The organism is Cupriavidus metallidurans CH34 (genome assembly GCF_000196015.1).
Taxonomy (GTDB): Bacteria; Pseudomonadota; Gammaproteobacteria; order Burkholderiales; family Burkholderiaceae; genus Cupriavidus; species Cupriavidus metallidurans.
The window spans coordinates 494,683-511,082 of sequence record NC_007973.1 but is presented as its reverse complement, the minus strand read 5'-3'; the positions used below and the strand labels follow the sequence as shown (position 1 = coordinate 511,082).

Annotated in this window: 17 protein-coding genes and 1 pseudogene; 7 read left to right on the top strand and 11 right to left on the bottom strand. The window is 60.9% G+C overall.

The window, feature by feature from the left end; translation table 11 throughout:
• The first annotated feature begins 225 nt into the window (after nucleotides 1–225).
• A complete protein-coding gene (locus tag RMET_RS02440) occupies nucleotides 226–708 on the top strand; it encodes a hypothetical protein (protein WP_011515353.1) in 483 nt (160 codons plus the stop codon).
• 85 nt (nucleotides 709–793) lie between these two features.
• Here the strand turns inward: RMET_RS02440 and RMET_RS32005 are convergent, their stop codons facing one another.
• On the bottom strand, nucleotides 794–1,459 hold the full coding sequence (locus RMET_RS32005) for a DUF4435 domain-containing protein (RefSeq protein WP_080710404.1): 666 nt from the start codon (nucleotides 1,457–1,459) through the stop codon (nucleotides 794–796).
• Nucleotides 1,460–1,546: 87 nt separating this feature from the next.
• Here RMET_RS32005 and RMET_RS02430 point away from each other — a divergent pair, with 87 nt between their 5' ends.
• Nucleotides 1,547–2,797 carry an IS256-like element IS1090 family transposase gene (locus RMET_RS02430; RefSeq protein WP_011515352.1) on the top strand — a complete coding sequence of 417 codons (1,251 nt, stop codon included), beginning with the start codon at nucleotides 1,547–1,549 and terminating at the stop codon, nucleotides 2,795–2,797.
• Here RMET_RS02430 and RMET_RS32000 read toward each other — a convergent pair.
• Nucleotides 2,757–3,767 carry an AAA family ATPase gene (locus RMET_RS32000; RefSeq protein WP_082219892.1) on the bottom strand — a complete coding sequence of 337 codons (1,011 nt, stop codon included), beginning with the start codon at nucleotides 3,765–3,767 and terminating at the stop codon, nucleotides 2,757–2,759. The two genes, RMET_RS02430 and RMET_RS32000, sit on opposite strands and share 41 nt — an antisense overlap.
• Before the next feature lie 244 nt (nucleotides 3,768–4,011).
• Here RMET_RS32000 and RMET_RS02420 point away from each other — a divergent pair.
• From RMET_RS02420 to RMET_RS02405, 4 genes and pseudogenes are all read left to right on the top strand, one after another.
• Nucleotides 4,012–4,140: pseudogene (locus RMET_RS02420) on the top strand (cyclic pyranopterin monophosphate synthase MoaC); the annotation flags it as partial.
• Between the two features lie 178 nt (nucleotides 4,141–4,318).
• On the top strand, nucleotides 4,319–4,564 hold the full coding sequence (locus RMET_RS02415) for a hypothetical protein (protein ID WP_011515350.1): 246 nt from the start codon (nucleotides 4,319–4,321) through the stop codon (nucleotides 4,562–4,564).
• Between the two features lie 320 nt (nucleotides 4,565–4,884).
• The gene (locus RMET_RS31995) at nucleotides 4,885–5,349 is read left to right on the top strand and encodes a hypothetical protein (protein ID WP_011515349.1); all 465 of its coding nucleotides are present in this window, start codon (nucleotides 4,885–4,887) and stop codon (nucleotides 5,347–5,349) included.
• A complete protein-coding gene (locus RMET_RS02405) occupies nucleotides 5,346–5,885 on the top strand; it encodes a glycine zipper family protein (RefSeq protein WP_011515348.1) in 540 nt (179 codons plus the stop codon). Before RMET_RS31995 ends, RMET_RS02405 begins: the two co-directional genes overlap by 4 nt.
• A gap of 22 nt (nucleotides 5,886–5,907) precedes the next feature.
• On the opposite strand, the gene RMET_RS02400 is transcribed toward RMET_RS02405, so the two are convergent.
• The 9 genes from RMET_RS02400 to recA all read right to left on the bottom strand — a co-directional run bounded on the left by RMET_RS02400 (nucleotide 5,908) and on the right by recA (nucleotide 15,451).
• Complete coding sequence (locus RMET_RS02400) at nucleotides 5,908–7,695, bottom strand: PglL family O-oligosaccharyltransferase (RefSeq protein WP_011515347.1); 1,788 nt, start codon at nucleotides 7,693–7,695, stop codon at nucleotides 5,908–5,910.
• A 230-nt stretch (nucleotides 7,696–7,925) separates the two neighbouring features.
• Nucleotides 7,926–8,630, bottom strand: a complete 705-nt coding sequence (locus RMET_RS34360; RefSeq protein ID WP_269750006.1) for a pilin — start codon at nucleotides 8,628–8,630, stop codon at nucleotides 7,926–7,928.
• A 39-nt stretch (nucleotides 8,631–8,669) separates the two neighbouring features.
• Nucleotides 8,670–9,218: a pilin gene (locus tag RMET_RS02390; protein ID WP_011515345.1), complete on the bottom strand. Its 549-nt coding sequence runs from the start codon at nucleotides 9,216–9,218 to the stop codon at nucleotides 8,670–8,672.
• 368 nt (nucleotides 9,219–9,586) lie between these two features.
• Nucleotides 9,587–10,282, bottom strand: a complete 696-nt coding sequence (locus RMET_RS02385) for a TerC family protein (RefSeq protein ID WP_011515344.1) — start codon at nucleotides 10,280–10,282, stop codon at nucleotides 9,587–9,589.
• 313 nt (nucleotides 10,283–10,595) lie between these two features.
• A complete protein-coding gene (sucD, locus tag RMET_RS02380; protein ID WP_008646503.1) occupies nucleotides 10,596–11,477 on the bottom strand; it encodes a succinate--CoA ligase subunit alpha in 882 nt (293 codons plus the stop codon).
• Nucleotides 11,478–11,535: 58 nt separating this feature from the next.
• Nucleotides 11,536–12,702 carry an ADP-forming succinate--CoA ligase subunit beta gene (gene sucC / locus RMET_RS02375; RefSeq protein ID WP_008646502.1) on the bottom strand — a complete coding sequence of 389 codons (1,167 nt, stop codon included), beginning with the start codon at nucleotides 12,700–12,702 and terminating at the stop codon, nucleotides 11,536–11,538.
• Between the two features lie 89 nt (nucleotides 12,703–12,791).
• Complete coding sequence (locus tag RMET_RS02370; protein WP_029310252.1) at nucleotides 12,792–13,463, bottom strand: DUF2889 domain-containing protein; 672 nt, start codon at nucleotides 13,461–13,463, stop codon at nucleotides 12,792–12,794.
• Nucleotides 13,464–13,802: 339 nt separating this feature from the next.
• A complete protein-coding gene (gene recX, locus RMET_RS02365; protein WP_029308413.1) occupies nucleotides 13,803–14,273 on the bottom strand; it encodes a recombination regulator RecX in 471 nt (156 codons plus the stop codon).
• A gap of 116 nt (nucleotides 14,274–14,389) precedes the next feature.
• Complete coding sequence (gene recA, locus RMET_RS02360) at nucleotides 14,390–15,451, bottom strand: recombinase RecA (protein WP_008646499.1); 1,062 nt, start codon at nucleotides 15,449–15,451, stop codon at nucleotides 14,390–14,392.
• Nucleotides 15,452–15,690: 239 nt separating this feature from the next.
• Here recA and RMET_RS02355 point away from each other — a divergent pair, with 239 nt between their 5' ends.
• The gene (locus RMET_RS02355) at nucleotides 15,691–16,380 is read left to right on the top strand and encodes a response regulator (RefSeq protein WP_011515340.1); all 690 of its coding nucleotides are present in this window, start codon (nucleotides 15,691–15,693) and stop codon (nucleotides 16,378–16,380) included.
• Nucleotides 16,381–16,400: the final 20 nt, after the last annotated feature.

Genomic DNA, 16,400 nt, shown 5'->3' with positions numbered 1-16,400 from the left:
CACTATGGACATGGCACTCTGCACCCAGCCCCTCCCTGAGAGGGATTCATGCAGCCCTAGCTATTGGGTACGCGCACGTGCGACTAATGGGCTGCGCGTGTTCACTATCGCTGGGGTGCGTCTGCTGGCGCGAGGAGGGCCACGGGGGGGTAACTCGTCTTCCGGTCTGATCAGATGATCCCAAAGAAATTTCTGCCAGACATTTGAGGCCATCCCGTAGTCGCCATGCTTTACCATCTGGTGATGGAAACCTCTATTTGGATTTCGCTGGCCTCACTGGTCATCTCTGGGAGCTTAAGCTCAGCCGCCTTTTTGCACACTAGGCGTGACTCCCTCCTGAAATTGCGCAGAGAAGCCCTCGCCCATGCCCGCGCCAGCGCGGTGGAGTGGCAGTGTGTTCTAAATGATATTGAGGCGTTGAAACTTGGTGAGGTTCGTTCACTGTTGCCCATGCCGAGCAGAGCGGAATTCGATGCCTGGCTAAATGCCGTGCACGATACGTTCAAGGGTTCAACTGAGAGAGCGCAGGCTATTGCTGAGAACGTCTCTGCAAATTTCCACAAGCTGACCCGTCACGAAGCAATACTGGTCATTCGAGCATGTGAGGATGGAACCCCGGTCGTCAGCGCAGCGCGTGAAGAACTGAGACGAAAGATGGAGGACTTCGCAAAGCGCCTGGAACGCGAAGCCTCTCGCCGAGTTTCGTGATGCTATGCGGCTCGCTGTACCTCGTAGGCAGCCTCTAACATGGCCTCAGAGGCAGCTCTTTCCTGTCCACACGCTGGTGTTCGGGTTAGAGCGATGGTAGATGCTGGAGAATAGCCTCCAGTGATCCGAACTCTCCAGACCTAACTAGCGTCTTCACTTTATCTGAGAAGCTAGTCGGCTTTAGATCGAAGAACTTACCTACCTGATTCACAAGGCTCTTATGGTTGAAGTTGCGGACCACCCAATCGAAGTCCTCCTCCTGAATAGCCTTTGTGGCATCAGCCAATTTCTCCGCATAGATGGCCGCGGGATCAATGCTAGAAGTAAATTGATGGAACTCCTCTAGGTAACCTTCAAGGTTGTTTCCACCACCGCCGAAGCTGTTCAGAGCCATGTTCACATGATAGCGAGTTGACTCCAAGGCAAACTTCTCCTTGAACTTGTCAAACTCCCCAATCACCCATGCCTTAATCTCCCAGACTTTGGCTTCGGGGTCCACAACGTGCATCCACCGCGCCACGGCCAGGAGAACACCTTCAACCAGAAAGAGATTTTCTACCTCCGCAACTTGAGGGGCAAAGACACCATGCCGACGATATGAGGCAAGTTCATCTTCACCCCGGTAGTCTCGGTCCACAATTCCGCAACATGCGAGATGGTGAAGACTCTCAAGCGAAGAGAAGACTTTTACTGCTTCGAGTACCTTTTCGCAGCTACCAAGCGGTTTGACCGTATAGCCTGGATACGCCATCTGGTAAATCTCAAGATCATGCGAGCCCTGCACAGGGACTGTCGGAGATTTCGTGTTTAAGGCATAACATGCTCCCAAGGAGAATGTATGCCTCGCAAACCGAAAGCCCCGCTGGCAGAGCTGCCGGCGATCCCCGCCGAGCTGCTTGAGCAGTTCGGCAATGGCCCGATGACGGCCGAAGCCATCCATGCCGCGACCCTGGCACTCAAGAAAGCGCTGATCGAGCGAGCCCTGGGCGGCGAGATGAATCATCATCTCGGCTATTCACCGGGCGCAGCCAAACCAGCCGCCGTCACCAACCAGCGCAACGGTAAAGGTGCGAAGACGGTTCTGACCGAAGATGGCCCAATCCGAATCGAGGTGCCTCGCGACCGTGACGGCAGCTTCGAGCCGTTGCTGATTCCAAAGCACGAACGGCGCTTCACGGGCTTCGATGACAAGATCGTCGCCATGTACGCTCGGGGCATGACCGTGCGCGAGATTCAGGGTTTCCTGCAGGAGCAATACGGCACCGAGGTCTCGCCCGATTTCATCAGTTCGGTTACCGACGAGGTCATGGCCGAAGTCACCGCCTGGCAAGCCAGGCCGCTTGAGCAGATGTATCCGGTCGTGTTCTTCGACGCACTGCGAGTGAAGATCCGTGAGGATGCCGTCGTACGCAACAAGGCGGTCTATCTGGCGCTGGGCGTTCTGCCCGACGGCACGCGCGAGATTCTGGGGCTGTGGATCGAGAACACCGAAGGCGCCAAGTTCTGGATGAAGGTTTTCAACGATCTCAAGACGCGCGGCGTCAACGACATTCTGATCGCAGTGACCGACGGCCTCAAGGGCATGCCGGAGGCGCTGAGCGCAGTATTCCCGGCGACCACGCTGCAAACCTGCATCGTCCATCTGATCCGCAACAGCCTGAATTACGCTAGCTGGAAAGATCGCAAAGCGCTAGCCGCCGCGATCCGGCCGATCTACACCGCGCCGAGTGCGGAAGCCGCCGAAGCTGAGCTCAATACGTTTGCCGCGGGACCATGGGGGCAGAAATTCCCGACGGTCAGCGCTTCATGGCGTAACGCCTGGGACCGCGTGATCCCGTTCTTCGCATTTCCGCCGGCGGTGCGCAGGGTGATCTACACGACAAATGCCATAGAAAATATCAATTCGCAGCTACGCAAGATCATCAAGACCCGAGGCCACTTCCCGAGCGACGAGGCAGCGACTAAGCTTATCTGGCTGGCGCTACGCAATATCACCTCTGACTGGGGTCGTGCCGCAAAAGATTGGAAGGACGCAATGAACCAATTTGCTATCCTCTACCAGGATCGATTCGTTCGACCATCCGTGTGATTCTCAACCCGCCTTGAACACGGAAATTCTGACACCCCCCCTGCACACCCTCTACGAAGAGGACTGGCTTCCGGCTTCCGAGCACTTCCAGCAAGATGTCTTCTGGGATGCCTTCGGTCTGGGGTATTTCGTACCAGTCAAACGCAACGCCATCGTACCCCTTGAGACAGACTTTCGTTGAGCCGGTCCGTTCAGATGCGAAAGTAAGATCATGCGTGAGATATACGAAAGTGCAGTCTGGTCGTGCCACCTCGATAGCATCCCACAGCCTAGTCTGAATCGCTTTGTGCAGGTGAATCTCTGGCTCGTCAATGACAACAACAGACCCGGGGCGAGCACAAACGCATTGACCGATAAGGTAGAAGACGACACGCTCCCCATCGCTCATCAAGCTGGCGGCGTACTCCTCAGCATCACCAGGAGCTTTTGCCGAGACACCACTACTTTTGAGCACAAGTTTTCTATGTGGCAGAACCTCCTCCCAGATTTCCTTCACCTTGTCCAACTTGGTGATTGGCGGGTCAAGGCGCTCCGGCGACTGACGAACTCGCGCAACATAATCTAGCGTCTGGTCGTAATTCTCTGAGAAAAGCAGGACGGCGAGGGCTGCATAGTCATTCAGGAGAAACGTCTCTGGCGAGTTATTCCATCGATATCCTTTCCGGACCCCTACGCCATTCTGTTCAAATTGATCCTGAGGGATGCCGGATTGGTGAGCGTTTAACCCATAAGTAAAATCTAACGCTGCATTCGCCGTATTGGTCGGGCTGATGTTTGGGGGAAAACTCAATGCACGCTGTGCGGCAACCCGATGGACCCTCCGTTGGTCGGGGCCTGAGAACTCTATCCAAGTACCGAGACGCGTCTTCCCTGCGCCGTTCGCGCCTACAACCACGATGCTCGACTCACACTGAACTGCGCTTGCGTCCTGCCTCTGATTGGTTGATGGGGGAAATTGGACGGTCTTCATTTTTGGCTTCTAGATGGTTTGAGTACGCTGCGCTATACATTATGCCCAAGCTTCCACGTCCCCCAGAGGAGCGCATGAAACACGTATGTTGACCCTCAGCTTCCCTTGAACTCGCTCCTAGAATTCGCTACAGTCCGCCCCGGACGAGGCGCTTTCAGCTTGTCCAAATTTTGTCCAACCGGCGTTGGAAAAACCGAGTGAAGTTGCCACGTCAACCCACCCTAAGTCGTTGATTTATAAAGACGTGCAGGTGGCCCTGCTGACCATCTACGACATGTGCAAGGCGGTGGACCGGGGCATGGTGATGGGCAACGTGAAGCTGCTGGAAAAGCACGGCGGCAAATCGGGGGATTGGGTGGCGGGAGGCGCGTAACGACTCGGCTGCGTAGCCGGGCTTCGCGTTCCCGGTCACCGACGCCGCTTATGTCCCACCGAAATATCGCATATGACATTAATGTCGTAACTGCATTCGACCCCCACTACCGTCGCGCCTATATTGGAACGAACGCTTTAACGCCGGGGACAACAGCCACCTGAGGGGAGGTGGAAAAGTGAAGACACTCCTGATGCTAGCGGCCGCTTGTGCCGCGCTAGGTGCCGGCATGGCCCACGCCGGTAATGGTCCGAGAGATATGTACCTGGATGGCGCGAGGACGCCAGATCCGTACACCGATGGCGCCAAGGCCACCCGCTTTGACGTCTATACCGATGGGGCAAGCGTGCTTGGCACACGTGATGTGTTCAGCGATGGCTCGAGCACTATTGACAAGCGAGACGCATTCACCGACGGCGCCTGAAAGGCGTCTTCACAGGTGGCGAGATGGGCGCCGGAATACCAGGCCAGGGCAACGTCCCTGGCTTTTTCTTGTCCACATTAGCCGGCACCCATGACGTACCGTGGACGTATCGTGATTCACGACACCGAACCGCCACGTACCTGTCACCGCATATCCCGCCCGTAATAAAGGTAACGCCACATTTCGGAATGACCCGGGCCACCCCTGCCTGAGGCAAATTGCTATTCAATGTAATTGGATTGACGCGCGCCGCTGGCCTCGGTACGCGAGATCAGGACAAGATGCGTTAACAGCGAGACAGGCCAGGCAGGGGGTACATCATGAACGGGCGCAAGCTTTGCCAGATAGCGCTGGTGGCAGCGGCGGCATTGGCATTCGTCAGCACGTCCGCGCAGGCGCACGGCGGTGGACATGGCGGTGGCGGCGGACACGCGCATGTTGGTGTCGGCGTCGTCGTCGGACCGGGTTGGGGCTGGGGCTGGGGTCCTGGATGGGGCTGGGGCCCCGGCTGGTATGCGCCCTATGGTCCTTACTACTATCCCGGCTACTACCCGCCTTACTATCCGCCCGCCGCAGCAGTCGCCCCTTCCGAGCCTCCGCAATACGTCGAACAGGGCAACGTGAGCAACCACGGCGCGCCCGGCGACGCCAATGCGTGGTGGTACCACTGCAGCCGGCCGGAGGGCTATTACCCCTACGTCAAGGATTGCCCCGGAGGATGGCAACGCGTGCCGCCTCAGCAGCCGTCATCTTCGAATCCCTCTAACCCCGGAGTGTCTTCATGAACTTGCGTACCCTGAGCTTGCTGACCCTGGCCACGACAGCCTCGCTGGGCCTGGGAGCCTGCGCGGTGATGCCATCCGGGCCTACGGTGATGGCGTTGCCAGGCTCCAACAAGACGTTCGACCAGTTCCGCGGTGACGACTACAACTGCCGCCAATTCGCCTTCCAACAGATCGGCGGAACCACGGCTCAGCAGAACGCAAACGCAGCAGCGGTTGGGAGCACGGTGGTCGGTACGGCGCTCGGCGCCGCAGCCGGCGCGGCATTCGGTGGCGGCAGCGGCGCGGCCGTGGGTGCGGGCGCCGGCATGTTGACGGGCGCGGCCGTTGGCACTGGTGCCGCCTATAACTCCGCCTACGGCACGCAGCGCCAGTACGACGCCGCATACGTCCAGTGCATGTACGCGACCGGCAATCGCGTACCGGTGTACGGGCAGATGGTGTCAGCACCGCCGCCCGGGCCCGCGCACGAGCCGATGCCTCCGGCAAACTACCAGCCTTACTATCCGCCGCCTCCGCCGCCTGGCTACGTTCGCTGAATACTGCCGGCGCGAACGCGCTTCAACCGCGCCGGGCGCGCAGGCGCGCCCAGGCGCAGAACTCGCGGGGCCTGCGGTCGGCGCCTAACGCGTCGCAGTCGCGTGAGAGCATCTCTAAGATCGTCGCCTCGTCGCCCTGAAAGTAGTACGGCAAGCGCTCCACCCACTGGCGTGCTTTCGCCTGATCACCGGTCAACGCGAGCAACCAGGCGGTGCGCCCGATGAGGTTCGGCGTTGGCAGCAGATGCAATGCGGCCATATGCGCCGGCAGCAAGCTGGCAGCATTGTCCGGCGTGATCCTGGCGTGCTCGACGGTGTCCGATGCCGCGTGCTGGCGGAACCAGAGCCTGGGCATCGGCAGGCTATCCCGCTTATCTTCATGCGCATACTCGCGTGCCTCGACACGCTTGTAGTCCTGCCAGAGCGTCACAAGCAAGAAGGCGGACACAACGATGAACAACACACACGCTATCGCCGGAACGGCACGCGGCAAGCGCTTGCCAAAGCCGGACGGCTCCAGCCACGCCAGCAGGAAACAGAACGGCAGGAAGAAGTACAGGTAGTGCAGCGGATACTCGAGCATCGAGTGCGCCCCATACATCGCCAGCCAGAACAGCATCGGCACGGCCATGGCGCGCTCGCTCGACGAAGCTGCCCAGATCCGATCGCGCACCACGCGCCAGAGCCACCCTACCAGTACCAGCGCCACGCCGATCGTACCGACCAGACCCGTCTTGGCCAGCAGATCGAGTACTGCGTTATGCGCATGCAGCGACATCTCGGCCGTTTTGCCAACCTCGGCCATCTGCTGGAACTGGGCCCAGCCGAACTCGCCATAGCCAACCCCAAGCAGTGGATGCGCGCGGAACATCGCCCAGGCATGTGCCCACAAGGCGCCGCGGGCGGAAACCTGATCACCGGACTGGAGTTGCGCGACGGTGTCGAACAGCCGCCAGTCGAACAACTGACCAGCGTGCTTGATGGCTGGCTGGAGCACCACGATGCCGACGACCATCAGCACTGCCGCGACAATCAGCCCCGGCGCGCGATGCATCGGATCCGTGCCGCGAGGTGTGCCCCGTGCCAGATGCGCGGCGATCAGCGCGTACAGCGCAGCCAATCCGATATGCAGCACGCCCGTGCGCGACCCGCTCAACACGATGCCGCTTTCCAGCAGCAGCACCGCGACGAGCCAGCCCGGAAACCGCAGCCACCCACGCGTGGCGAGCCACACCGAAGCCACCAGTGCCAGGCCCTGAATCGTGGCCTGATGATTCGGCTGGTTCAGATTGCCCCAGAGGCGGCGGTTGTTGTCGTAGAAATATTCAGATACGAGGTTGAACGCTTGGTCTTCCAGATGGAAGACTTGCACCCATTGCGCCAGCGTGCCGAGGAGCCCCGCAATCATGAAGGCGATCGCGAGCGAATCGACAATACTCGCGCGCTCGTCGGTCGACATCGACTGGCTGGCACGCCATGCGGCCAACATCAGCGCCGCGCCCAGCGCCAGCACGATTTGCGTGAGTTGACGGCTGCCGGTGACATCGACCATACCCGTGACGGCTTGCGCGACAGTCGTGACAATCAACCAGATCGGCAGCAGCATGATCCACGGGAACGACCTGGACGCTCTCGAGCCCGACTGGCTTGGCCTCAGCGCCAGGGCGATGATCAGGAATACGCCAAGCAATCCGGCCGTCCACTCGCCATAGAACGTGGCAAGCGGCAGCGTGTGCTTCGAAACCAGCAGGGGCAAGGTAAATGCGACGACGATCGCCGTCGCGGGAAGCGTAGCTCGAGGTGCCGGCATTCGCGCGCAATCAGGGGCAAAGGCGACATGATAGCGCGGCACAGTGGGGGTGCCGAAAGATCGGTGACGTAGATCGGCGATGACTTGGAGGTATGAGCCCCCGCAGCGCGGTAGGACCAGGCGCCTGCACCAAGGTGTTCTTCGAACCAGCGGATGGGCCACGCGCTCGCGTACTACAGGCCAACACTACATTCGTCCCAGGCAGTCGGCCTAGACCGCCCCCGGATTAATTAAGTACAGGATCGAGGAATGTATCGATTCTCGGCATCGGACTTACAAAGCCACGCGATGGAGCCGCTACTGCCGCCAAACATCGTCAGTGTTAGCGTTTTTCCGCTGAGCCCCGGCGAGACGTTCTCAGTCCGGAAGGTTGCCGTGATCGTGCAACCAACCCCGCCCTCCGTCGCAGATCCGCCTACTATTACAGACTGAACATATGAGCCGGATATGTGCCCAGACACGGGAATACCGTCGTACTCACTATAAGAATTGCTCGGGCAGAAACCACGCTGCGAAAACGATTCGACGACCGCCGCCTTCTGCGCCGAAGCTAGCGTGAGGCCCTCGGCAAACTGCGCCCTGGCCACGTAGTCCTGATACTGCGGAACCGCGATCACCGCAAGAATGCCGACGATCGCGACGACGATCATCAGTTCGATCAGTGTGAAGCCTGCCTGGCGCCGTGCACGCGCTTGCGAACGTTGGGATGAGACCCGGTATTGCATATGACCCCCTGGGAAGTTGTTGTTGGCATCTGGCCGGGACGGCTTGAGTGCCGCCCGGCCCGAGGCATCTTCCAGGGAGTTGGTCGCGTAGAAATTGACGTTGCACAAGTCGCGGAGGAACGTCGCAATCGCTGGTATGTGCGACGAAAAGGCACAATTGTGCGATGCCTCGCCCGTTGCCGATACGCGGATCAGATGCCTCCGATCCATGCCATCGGCATCCCGGCGCGGGACGTAATGCTAGCTACCTCAGCCCGTGGTCGTCGTAGTTGTCTTACCCGACTCACTCGCTTTCGCGCAGGCCTGCGGCACGTACCGCTTGTCCGCCGAAGACTCGCACTGCCACGTCACCGATCCGCCGTCTGCATTACCCATAGTCAACGTCACCTGCTTGCCGAGCAGGCCCCTGGTAATACCTTCGTCCTTGAACTTGGCGATGATCGTGCAGCCGCCAGCATTGGAAGCCGTGCCACCCGTGGTGACGCTCTGTACATAGCTCCCCTTGATCGCCGAGGCCACGGGCACGCCATCGACGGCCGCGCTCGCATTGTTCGGGCAGGCGCCAGCCGCCGCGAACGATTCGATCACGCCGGCTTTCTGCCCGGAGGCCAGGCTCATGCCTTCGGCAAACTGGGACCGCGCGATGTAGTCCTGGTACTGCGGGATGGCGACGCCGGCAAGAATGCCGATGATCGCGACAACGATCATCAGTTCGATCAGCGTGAAGCCTCGACGATTCTTTCGCTCCAATGCGCGGCGTTGTTCGCGCAGGAAAACAACCTTGATTTGACGCGTCATGTTGACCCCTTTTCATTTGTGTTGTGCGATTGGAAAAGTGCGGGTGCGCCCGCAATCCGCGATGCGCACGGGGCCATGATCGCGAGCGAAACCGCGAGGTCTCAATGACCTCGGACAAATCTGACAGCGCTGTGGGAATTGTTTGGAAAACCACAGGAGTGCGTGGTGTGGATGCTGCAAGACGGGTGTTGCGTCGTAGCCACTGGGGACACTTGCGGCGCCCCTTGTCCAAACGCTTCAACCGCTCCAACCGCGCTTTCACTGGCGAAAGCGCGAGACAAGCCTGCTGGAGCCAGTACGCTCCCTACAAAACAAAACGGGCGACCCCGTGAGGGTCGCCCGTGTCAGGCTCGCGATATGGCTTGCGATCAGGCCGTCTGTGCGGAACGGCGACGCAGCAGCTTGCCGAGCATGACCACCAGCACGGCGCCCACGACGCCGAACACCAGGTGCGCATGCGGCACGTGTACCTGGAACCACTCGGCATCCACCGGGTCGCTGACGAGCATTTCGCCAGCCAGATAGCCCAGCAGCGCGGCACCCAGCACGATGATGATCGGGAAGCGCTCCATCACCTTAAGCAGGATCGTGCTGCCGAAGACGATCAGCGGAATCGACAGGCCCAGACCCAGCACCAGCAGCATCAGCTGGCTGCCTTCGGGACCCTTCTGCGCGGCTGCGGCCACGGCCACCACGTTGTCCAGCGACATCACCAGGTCGGCGATCAGGATGGTGCGGATGGCAGCCCAGATATTGTCCTTGGCGTCATGGCCTTCTTCATCGTCGTCGCCGGTCAGCAGTTGCACGCCGATATAGACCAGCAGCAAGGCACCCACGATCTTCAGGTACGGCAGGCTCAGCAGCTTGACTGCGGCCACGGTCAGAACCACCCGCATGATGATGGCGGCGGCACTACCCCAGAAAATGGCCTTCTTCTGCTGGGCAGGGGGCAGATTGCGGGATGCGAGCGCGATCACGACTGCGTTGTCGCCCGACAGGACGATGTTGGTCAGGATGATCGATCCCAGCGCAATCCAGAATGCGCTGCTGGACAACAATTCCACGGCAAGACTCCTTCCTCGATTTCTAAGTTATTCCAGGTCCGCAGGGGCTCCCACTGCGAACTTTTGGATGTCTGAATTACCAGACATGGAGATTTATCGTACGAACCTTTCGATTCGGTTTCAATCCGCGCTGCAACAGCCTCGGGATATACCCTAGGATTTTGCGTCGCAAGAATGACATTGCCCCCGCTTCTGAGGCGGGGGCAACGATTGCGGCGATGCGCTCCGGCAGGAGCCGGCATGCGCCGCAGGTACGGCAATCGCTCTGCACGTGCCATTAAGAGCACACACAAGCGACATCGGTGGGAATGCCTTACAGCATTGCCTTCAGCAGGCGGCCCATTTCCGACGGGTTCTTGGTGACCTTGATACCGCAGGCTTCCATGATTTCCAGCTTGGCCTGGGCAGTGTCGGCACCGCCCGAGATCAGCGCGCCAGCGTGGCCCATGCGCTTGCCCGGAGGCGCGGTCACGCCAGCGATGAAGCCAACCACCGGCTTCTTCATGTTTTCCTTGATCCAGTAAGCCGCGTTGGCTTCGTCCGGACCACCGATCTCACCGATCATGACCACGGCGTCCGTTTCCGGATCGTCGTTGAACATCTTCATCACGTCGATGTGCTTCAGACCGTTGATCGGATCGCCACCGATACCGACGGCCGACGACTGGCCCAGGCCCAGCGCGGTCAGCTGGCCCACGGCTTCATACGTCAGCGTGCCCGAGCGCGACACCACGCCGATGCGGCCCTTGCGGTGGATGTGACCCGGCATGATGCCGATCTTGATCTCGTCCGGCGTGATCAGGCCCGGGCAGTTCGGTCCGAGCAGCAGCGTCTTCTTGTTCTGGCGACGCATCTTGTCCTTGACTTCCATCATGTCGCGGACGGGGATGCCTTCGGTGATGCAGACCACCAGGTCCAGATCGGCATCAACGGCTTCCCAGATGGCGGCAGCGGCGCCTGCGGGCGGCACGTAGATCACCGACACGGTCGCGCCGGTTTGTTCCTTGGCATCCTTGACGCTTGCGTAGATGGGAATGCCTTCGAAATCTTCACCGGCCTTCTTCGGGTTCACGCCTGCCACGAAGCAGTTCTTGCCATTGGCATAGTCACGGCAGCCGCGGGTGTGGAACTGGCCCGTCTTGCCGGTGATGCCCTGGGTGATGACCTTGGTGTCCTTGTTGATCAGAATGCTCATTTGCTAGTCCTTTTAGTCGCCCCGCCCGGCTGCGGCCAGGCGGCAACGAAAGTTGTCCTTACTTGCCAGCGACGGCGGCCACGACCTTCTGGGCGGCTTCTTCCATCGTGTCGGCCGAGATGATCGGCAGACCGGAATCAGCCAGCATCTTGCGGCCCAGCTCTTCGTTCGTGCCCTTCATGCGGACGACCAGCGGCACGCCAAGCTGCACGGCCTTCGAAGCGGTGATCACGCCTTCGGCGATCACGTCGCAACGCATGATGCCGCCGAAGATGTTGACCAGGATGGCCTGCACGTTCGGGTTCTTCAGCATCAGCTTGAAGGCTTCGGTCACCTTCTCGGTGGTGGCGCCGCCACCCACGTCGAGGAAGTTGGCCGGCTCGCCACCGAACAGCTTGATGGTGTCCATCGTGGCCATGGCCAGGCCAGCGCCGTTCACCAGGCAGCCGATGTTGCCGTCCAGCGAGATGTAGGCCAGATCGAACTTCGAGGCCTCGATTTCGTTGGCGTCTTCTTCGTCCAGGTCACGGTACGCGACGATTTCCGGGTGACGGAACAGCGCGTTCGAGTCGAAGTTGAACTTGGCGTCCAGGGCAACGACCTTGCCGTCGCCGGTCAGGATCAGCGGGTTGATTTCGGCCAGCGAGGCGTCGGTGTCCCAGAATGCCTTGTACAGGCCTTGCAGGGCCTGGCGAGCCTGGGGAACGCTGGCGTCGGGCACGCCGATCTTGCGGGCGATGTCGTCAGCGTCCGAATCCTTCAGGCCTTCCGACGGTTCGATGATCAGCGTGTGGATCTTTTCCGGGGTGTGGGCAGCGACTTCCTCGATGTCCATGCCGCCTTCGCTCGAGGCCATCAGGGCCACCTTCTGCGACACGCGGTCCACCACCAGCGAAACGTAGAGTTCCTTCTTGATGTCAGCGCCTTCTTCGATCAGCAGGCGATTGACCTTCTTGCCTTCCGGGCCGGTCTGGTGCGTCACCAGCGTCATGCCGAGAATGTTGGTGGCGTAGGTCTTCACCTCGTCGATGCTCTTGGCCACCTTCACGCCGCCGCCCTTGCCGCGGCCGCCTGCGTGGATCTGCGCCTTGACGACCCACACCGGGCCGCCGAGCTGTTCAGCCGCCTTCAGGGCTTCTTCAACCGAGAAAGCAGGGATGCCGCGCGGAACCGGCACATTGTATTTGCGCAGGATTTCCTTGCCTTGATACTCATGGATATTCATGCGTGTTTCCTTTCGGGTAGGCGTAAAGGGATGGGAAAAATGATAGGAGACGAAGGGCTCTCGCCTTTTCCTGGGGCCGACCGTGACAGTCAGCCCGACGTACCGTTGGGCCGGTGGGCCAGGGTGTCTTCGCCACCTGATGCGGGGGCATCGGCGCGTGACGCGGTCTGGGGGGACGACGCCGCAGCGCCGGCTTTCGGTTTCGGCTGGTGACCATACCAGCGCGGGTAAAACTGACGAACCACCTCGCCCTCGAAATGGAGCGCGTGGCATCCATGGAGCTGCATGGGGGGTTCGGGATCGATGTCTTGCACGCCATCGCGGATATTGAACACATCGCCCGCGAAGGCTTGAATGGCCGCAGTCGGCAGCACGCCGGCCAGTTCGGTCAGATGGGTGCAACCGGCAACGCTGCCCAGACGCTCACGAACTGCCTTGCGGAACCCCTTTGACAGGTTCAGACCGATCAGCTTGCGGTAGGCGGGACCGATGAGATCGCAATGCGTCGGATAAGGCACCCAGTCAGAGCATGCCTCCGCATCGACGACGTTCATGCGCAGATCAATCGTGACGCGCAGCCACAGATCGTGCAGCGGCTGGCCTTCAGGGCGAATCCGGCCGCCCGCCAGTTCGATGTCGCGGGGCTTGGTGTCGGTCAGGCGCGCTTCGATGTCCCATAGGCCATCGTCCCGCAAATAGGCCTCGGCCGTGATGGCACGACGGTGACGCAGGACTCGGTTGGCTGGCGGGGAAAGCGGCATGACACCAGGGGCTGACGCGGCAGACTGAAAGTGGCGGATCGGGGGCAATTCATCACGGCAAACGGCTTGGTCCATGGGTAAGACCACCATGGACGGCCATTTGGGCCGCTGAACTCGTGGAGTTTAACATGCCGCGCTGCTTTGACCGGATACATCCTGCGCAACGAACTGTCCGCACGCAATTGTTGCAGCGACGATCCCGGCAAACCCAACCTGCGCAACGCCTGGCCGGTGTCCGCGTGACCCCTCGCTGCGATGCATCAGTGGTACGACGACTACGCCGACTTCTCACGAATACCCCTCATGCGTACACAGGTATGCGGCTGCCCGCATACCTCGTCATTCCCCCAAGTCGTCCATGCCTTCGTCCTCGGCCCCGCGGATGATCTTGCCCACCACCGATCGGGAAAATCCGCGCGCCATCATGAACCGGATTTGCTTGGCGCGGGCCTCCGGCGAGTCCGGCGGAACACCGAAACGCTTGCGCCAAACTTCGCGTGCGCGATCCAGCTCGGAATCGCGCAGGCGGTCCTGCAGATCGCGTAGCTGATCATTGCCGAGTTGGTGCGTCTTGGCTTCCTGCAGTACACGCGCCGCGCCGTAACGACTGGCCCGGCGGTGAACAAGGCTATCGACGAACCGCTCATTGGACAGCCAGTTGTCGCGTTCGAGCACATCGAGCAGAGCCTCCACCTCCTCGGCCGACTCGGCATGAGGCGCCAGCTTGCGCGCGAGTTCGGCCCGGCTGTGCTCCCGACGGGAAAGGTAGCCGACGGCACGGGCTTTCAGTGAGAGGGGGGGACGGGGCATTCGGCTGATAACGAGGAAGCCGGCAGTCGGCGCTGCGCGATACGGGAAACCGGGGTGAAAACAAAAAAGCCGCCGCACAAGTATGCGACGGCTTTCGTCAAGCAGCGACGTCAGGCTCAGCCTTCGACCTCTGCTGGCGCGCCCGCCACGGTGTTCAGCGGCGCCACGCCCAGCGCCAGACGCACCTTGTTCTCGATCTCGTCGGCGATGTCCGGGTTCTCGCGCAGATACTCGCGTGCGTTGTCCTTGCCCTGGCCGATCTTCTCGCCGTTGTAGCTGTACCAGGCGCCGGCCTTCTCAACGATCTTGGCGTCCACGCCCAGGTCGATGATTTCACCCTGGCGCGAGATGCCCTGGCCATAGAGGATGTCGAAGAACGCCTCGCGGAACGGAGGTGACACCTTGTTCTTGACCACCTTGACCTTGGTCTCGTTGCCGACGACTTCGTCGCCCTTCTTGATCGAGCCGATACGGCGGATGTCCAGGCGCACCGAGGCGTAGAACTTCAGCGCGTTACCGCCGGTGGTGGTTTCGGGAGAACCAAACATCACACCGATCTTCATACGGATCTGGTTGATGAAGATCACCAGGCAGTTCGTGCGCTTGATCGTGCCGGTCAGCTTGCGCAGCGCCTGGCTCATCAGGCGGGCCTGCAGGCCGGGCAGCGAATCGCCCATTTCGCCCTCGATTTCTGCCTTTGGCACCAGAGCGGCCACCGAGTCGATCACGATCAGGTCGATCGAACCCGAGCGCACCAGCGCGTCGGTGATTTCCAGGGCCTGCTCGCCGGTATCGGGCTGGGAGATCAGCAGATTGCCGACGTCCACGCCGAGCTTGCCAGCATATTGGACATCCAGGGCGTGCTCGGCGTCGATGAACGCGCAGGTGCCGCCCAGCTTCTGCATTTCGGCCACCACCTGCAGCGTCAGCGTGGTCTTGCCGGACGATTCCGGACCGTAGATCTCGACCACGCGGCCGCGCGGCAGGCCACCCACGCCCAGCGCGATGTCCAGCCCCAGCGAGCCGGTGGACACTACCTGGATGTCCTGTTCGATTTCGCCATCGCCCAGGCGCATGATCGAGCCCTTGCCAAACTGCTTCTCAATCTGGGAGAGCGCGGCGGCAAGCGCCTTCTGCTTCTCAGCGCTCACGCCGGCGCCGGCCTTCTTGTCGTCCATGGTCGTCCTTCAGTCAATGGTGTATAAATAGGCCGCATACGGCGCGACGCCCTGAACCCAAAGCCCTTTTCCGGGATGGATTCTCCAGGCCACGACGCCCAACCCGGCATGGTGCGATCACCTTTCATGGTAGCTCGCCCGGAATGTCGGGTACTGTATAAAAAAACAGTATGCTTGGCAAGCCCCACCGGCACCGCGGCCGGCGGCCGGCTGTGGCCGGCCACGAGGTGGAGACAATCATGCGGATTCTTATCGCCGAAGATGACGATGTGCTGGCAGACGGGCTGACGCGCTCGCTGCGCCAGTCCGGCTATGCCGTCGATCACGTTGCGAATGGCGTGGAAGCCGATTCGGCCCTGTCCACACAGTCGTTCGACCTGCTGATCCTCGATCTCGGCCTGCCCCGCATGTCGGGGCTCGAGGTACTCAAGCGGCTGCGCGCGCGCAGCGCCATGGTGCCCGTGCTGATTCTGACTGCAGCCGACAGCGTCGACGAACGCGTGAAGGGGCTGGACCTCGGCGCCGACGACTACATGGCCAAGCCGTTCGCGCTGTCCGAACTCGAGGCCCGGGTGCGCGCGCTGGTGCGCCGTGGCGCGGGCGGTGGCGCCACGCTGATGCGCCACGGGCCGCTCGCGTTCGATCAGGTCGGCCGCATCGCCTATCTCAATGAACAGATGCTGGATCTCTCCGCGCGAGAGGTCGGTCTGCTCGAAATCCTGCTCACGCGCAGCGGGCGGCTCGTATCGAAGGAGCAGCTCGTCGATCACCTGTGCGAATGGGGCGAGGAAGTCAGCAATAACGCAATCGAGGTGTATGTACACCGCCTGCGCAAAAAGATCGAGGTTGGCGGCATCCGCATCGCCACGGTGCGCGGGCTGGGCTACTGCCTCGAGAAATACCAGCCGGCCGTGGCCGCGCATGGCTGACACCACGGGGGCTGATCGCG

Bases quoted from the DNA above. Each gene is read 5' to 3' on its own strand.
- RMET_RS02405 (WP_011515348.1), top strand. From the start codon at position 5,346: ATGAACTTGCGTACCCTGAGCTTGCTGACCCTGGCCACGACAGCCTCG.
- RMET_RS02400 (WP_011515347.1), bottom strand. From the start codon at position 7,695: ATGCCGGCACCTCGAGCTACGCTTCCCGCGACGGCGATCGTCGTCGCA.
- RMET_RS02390 (WP_011515345.1), bottom strand. From the start codon at position 9,218: ATGACGCGTCAAATCAAGGTTGTTTTCCTGCGCGAACAACGCCGCGCA.
- sucC (WP_008646502.1), bottom strand. From the start codon at position 12,702: ATGAATATCCATGAGTATCAAGGCAAGGAAATCCTGCGCAAATACAAT.
- recA (WP_008646499.1), bottom strand. From the start codon at position 15,451: ATGGACGACAAGAAGGCCGGCGCCGGCGTGAGCGCTGAGAAGCAGAAG.
- RMET_RS02440 (WP_011515353.1), top strand. From the start codon at position 226: ATGCTTTACCATCTGGTGATGGAAACCTCTATTTGGATTTCGCTGGCC.
- RMET_RS02430 (WP_011515352.1), top strand. From the start codon at position 1,547: ATGCCTCGCAAACCGAAAGCCCCGCTGGCAGAGCTGCCGGCGATCCCC.
- recX (WP_029308413.1), bottom strand. From the start codon at position 14,273: ATGCCCCGTCCCCCCCTCTCACTGAAAGCCCGTGCCGTCGGCTACCTT.
- RMET_RS31995 (WP_011515349.1), top strand. From the start codon at position 4,885: ATGAACGGGCGCAAGCTTTGCCAGATAGCGCTGGTGGCAGCGGCGGCA.
- RMET_RS34360 (WP_269750006.1), bottom strand. From the start codon at position 8,630: ATGGATCGGAGGCATCTGATCCGCGTATCGGCAACGGGCGAGGCATCG.
- RMET_RS02370 (WP_029310252.1), bottom strand. From the start codon at position 13,463: ATGCCGCTTTCCCCGCCAGCCAACCGAGTCCTGCGTCACCGTCGTGCC.
- RMET_RS32005 (WP_080710404.1), bottom strand. From the start codon at position 1,459: ATGGCGTATCCAGGCTATACGGTCAAACCGCTTGGTAGCTGCGAAAAG.
- RMET_RS02355 (WP_011515340.1), top strand. From the start codon at position 15,691: ATGCGGATTCTTATCGCCGAAGATGACGATGTGCTGGCAGACGGGCTG.
- RMET_RS32000 (WP_082219892.1), bottom strand. From the start codon at position 3,767: ATGAAGACCGTCCAATTTCCCCCATCAACCAATCAGAGGCAGGACGCA.
- sucD (WP_008646503.1), bottom strand. From the start codon at position 11,477: ATGAGCATTCTGATCAACAAGGACACCAAGGTCATCACCCAGGGCATC.